The 3,688-nt window shown below is 66.3% G+C and carries 3 protein-coding genes; all 3 read right to left on the bottom strand.

The window, feature by feature from the left end; translation table 11 throughout:
• Window positions 1-1,675, bottom strand: a 1,675-nt coding sequence (gene tkt / locus DYI24_RS23105) for a transketolase (protein WP_164573995.1), incomplete at its 3' end; no start/stop codon positions are given.
• A gap of 31 nt (window positions 1,676-1,706) precedes the next feature.
• Entirely contained in the window at window positions 1,707-2,582 is an 876-nt protein-coding gene (locus DYI24_RS23100) for a phosphoribulokinase (protein WP_107346181.1), read from the bottom strand.
• A gap of 37 nt (window positions 2,583-2,619) precedes the next feature.
• On the bottom strand, window positions 2,620-3,651 hold the full coding sequence (locus DYI24_RS23095) for a class 1 fructose-bisphosphatase (RefSeq protein ID WP_164573994.1): 1,032 nt from the start codon (window positions 3,649-3,651) through the stop codon (window positions 2,620-2,622).
• Window positions 3,652-3,688: the final 37 nt, after the last annotated feature.

The following is a 3,688-nucleotide window of genomic DNA, read 5'->3' as shown; positions in this document are numbered from 1 at the left end:
GGGTGACGTCACGCTGGCCGGGATCGACCACGACGTAAGCGCCGCGCGCCACCGGGTTGCCGGAGACGCCGTTCGGACGCGGCAGCGGCGGCAGGCCCTGGCGCGACAGCGCCAGCACCGACGGACGCGAGGTCTGCTTCAGCGCGCAGTCCCAGGCCTGCGCGGTTTCGATCGCGTCGGCCGGGCGGAACACCAGGACGTTCGGGATCGCGCGCAGCGAGGGGACGTGCTCGACCGGCTGATGGGTCGGACCGTCTTCGCCGAGGCCGATCGAGTCGTGGGTCATCACGTGGATGACGCGCACGCCCATCAGCGCCGCGAGGCGGATCGCCGGACGGCTGTAGTCGGCGAACACCAGGAAGGTGCCGCCGAACGGCACGAAGCCGCCGTGCAGCGCGATTCCGTTCATCGCCGCCGCCATGCCGAACTCGCGGATGCCGTAGTGCAGATAGGAGCCGCCGAACGCACCCGGCTTCACCGACGCGGTGCCCTTGGCATGCGTCAGGTTGGAGTGCGTCAGGTCGGCCGAGCCGCCGAGGATGTTCGGCGACGCCGGCACGATGGCGTCGATGGTGAGCTGCGACGCCTGACGGGTGGCGATGGTCGGCTTGTCGGCGTCGAACTTGGCGATCAGGCCCTGCAGCGCGCCTTCGTAGTCCGCCGACAGCTTGCCGGCGAGCGCATCGGTGAAGCCGGTGCGGGTCGCAGCGTCGGCCGCGGCCAGCCGCTTGGTCCAAGCCTCGTGCGCCGCCTTGCCGCGGCCGCCGGCTTCACGCCAGCGAGCCAGGATCCCTTCCGGAATCTCGAACGGCGGATACGGCCAGTTCAGCGCAGCACGGGTCTTCTCGACCTCCTCGGCGCCGAGCGGTGCACCGTGCGCCTTCTCGGTGCCGGCGACCTTCGGCGAGCCGAAGCCGATCGTGGTGCGGCAGGCGATCAGCGACGGACGGTCGCTGGTCTTGGCCTGCTCGATCGCGGCAGCAACCGCTTCCGGATCATGGCCGTCGACGCGGGTGGTGGCCCACCCCGACGCGGCGAAGCGCGCGAGCTGATCGTCCGAGCACGACAGCGAGGTGTCGCCGTCGATCGAGATGTGGTTGTCGTCCCACAGCACGATCAGCTTGTTGAGCTTGAGATGGCCGGCCAGCGAGATCGCCTCGTGGCTGACGCCTTCCATCAGGCAGCCGTCGCCGGCGATCACATACGTATAGTGATCGACCAGCGCGTCGCCGTAGCGCGCGTTCATCATGCGCTCGGCAAGCGCCATGCCGACCGAGGTCGCAAGCCCCTGGCCGAGCGGGCCGGTGGTGGTCTCGACGCCCTGGGTGTGGCCGTATTCCGGATGGCCTGGAGTCTTCGAACCCCACTGCCGGAACGACTTGAGCTGATCGATCGTGACTTCCGGATAGCCGGTCAGATGCAGCAGCGCGTACAGCAGCATCGAGCCGTGGCCGGCCGACAGCACGAAGCGGTCGCGGTCAGCCCAATCGGGCGCGGTCGGATCGAACTTCAGGAAGCGGGTGAACAGCACCGTGGCGACGTCGGCCATGCCCATCGGCATGCCCGGGTGGCCTGACTTCGCCTTCTCGACACCGTCGATGGCGAGAAAGCGGATCGCATTCGCCATGTCGCGATGCGTGACCTTGTCGTGGATGTCGCGCGCGGGAACGTTCAAACCGGCCTCCCCAGATTCCAAATGTTGGGCATTACTTCATGCTTCGCTTGCGGTCGATCAGCTGCATGATCAACGGCGTCAGGATCAGCTGCATCGCCAGGTCGAGCTTGGCGCCGTGGATCACGATCGAGTTGGCGCGCGACATGAAGCTGCCTTGGATCATCGACAGCAGATACGCAAAGTCGATGCCGCGCGGGTTCTTGAAGCGGATCACCACCATCGATTCGTCGGCGGTGGGAATCCAACGCGCGATGAACGGGTTCGAGGTGTCGACGGTCGGCACCCGCTGGAAGTTGATATCGGTCTCGGCGAACTGCGGCACGATGTAGTGCACGTAGTCCGGCATCCGGCGCAGGATGGTGTCGGTCACCGCCTCGGTCGAATAGCCGCGCGCCGCACGGTCGCGGTGCAGCTTCTGAATCCATTCGAGGTTGATCACCGGCACGACGCCGATCTTGAGGTCGGCGTGCTGCGCGACGTTGACCTTGTCGGTCATCACCGCACCGTGCAGACCTTCGTAGAACAACAGGTCGGAATTCGCCGGCAGGTCCTGCCACTGGGTGAAGTTGCCGGGCGGGACGCCGTGCAGCGCGGCTTCCTCGTCGTCGTGAACGTAGTGACGGGTGCGACCGGTGCCGGTCTCGGCGTAGCTCTTGAAGGTCTGCTCCAGCTCCTCGAACAGGTTGGTCTCGGGGCTGAAATGGCTGAAGTGGCGGTTACCGCGCTCGGCTTCCTCGGCCATCTTGTTGCGCATGTCGACGCGATTGTAGCGGTGGAAGGCATCGCCCTCGATGAACGCGGCGTTGACGTTCTCGCGGCGGAAGATCTGCTCGAACGTCTTCTTCACGGAGGTGGTGCCGGCGCCGGAGGAGCCGGTGATGGAGATGATCGGATGCTTACGGGACATGAGGAGGTACTTCCAATTCCAACCGGGGGAGACGACGTCAGACGCGGAACAGACCGCGGCGGGCGAACAGCGGCGCCGAGCGCGACGCGGCACTCGGATCGGTGTGCAGCAGTTCGATGCGCTTGACCTTGTCGATCGACCCCATAATCAGCGGCGAGCGCTGGTGGATCGTCTTGGCGGTGAGATCGAGCACCCGCTCGCGCCCGGTCGAAGCGGCGCCGCCGGCCTGCTCCATCACGAACGACATCGGATGGGTTTCGTAGAGGAGCCGCAGCCGGCCATTGCCGTAGCCCGGACGGTTGTCGCCCGGATACAGGAACACGCCGCCGCGGGTCAGGATCCGATACACCTCGGCCACCAGCGAGCCGATCCAGCGCATGTTGAAGTCCTTGGCGCGCGGACCGTCGGCACCGGCGATGCACTCGTCGACGAAGTCGCGGATCGGCTGCTCCCAATGGCGATGGTTGGAAGCGTTGACGGCGTATTCGGCGGTGTCGGCCGGCACGGTGACGCCCTGGCGGATCAGCCGGTACACCTTGGCCTTGCGGTCGAGCGTGAAGATGTCGACGCCGTTGCCGAGCGTCAGCACCAGCGACGTCTGCGGCCCGTACACCACGAAGCCCGCCGCGATCTGGCAGGAGCCGGGGGCGGTGAACGGCTTCACGCCCGGCTGGTTCGGGATGATCGAGAAGATCGTTCCCACCGTCATGTTGGTGTCGATGTTGGACGAGCCGTCGAGCGGGTCGTAGGCGATCGAGATCGGCGCGTTCGGATCGCCGTCGAGCAGCGTGTCGGACTCTTCCGACGCCAGCGCCGCGTAGGGCACATCCTTCAGCGCCTTGACGATGATTTCTTCGGCTTTGACGTCGAGATCCTTCTGCACGTCGCCGTCGGCATTGCTGCCGCCATGCGCCGCGCCGGTGATGCCGGCGAGAGCCCCCTGCCCGATCAGTTCGGAAATTTCGATCGACCCCGCGGCGATCGCGCCGACCGCGGCGGCGACGGCTTTCCGCTGCGGATCAACCGCATATGAATCCAAAAGAACTGAGAGCGTTTGGCCCTGATCCATGATGACTCCCCCACAACGCAGCGCGGCCAATTGGCTC

Origin of the sequence: Rhodopseudomonas sp. BR0C11, from assembly GCF_010820945.1 — a bacterium.
GTDB lineage: Bacteria > Pseudomonadota > Alphaproteobacteria > Rhizobiales > Xanthobacteraceae > Rhodopseudomonas > Rhodopseudomonas palustris_H.
Note: the sequence above shows the minus strand (reverse complement) of the source record. Positions and strands in the feature narration are given on the sequence as shown.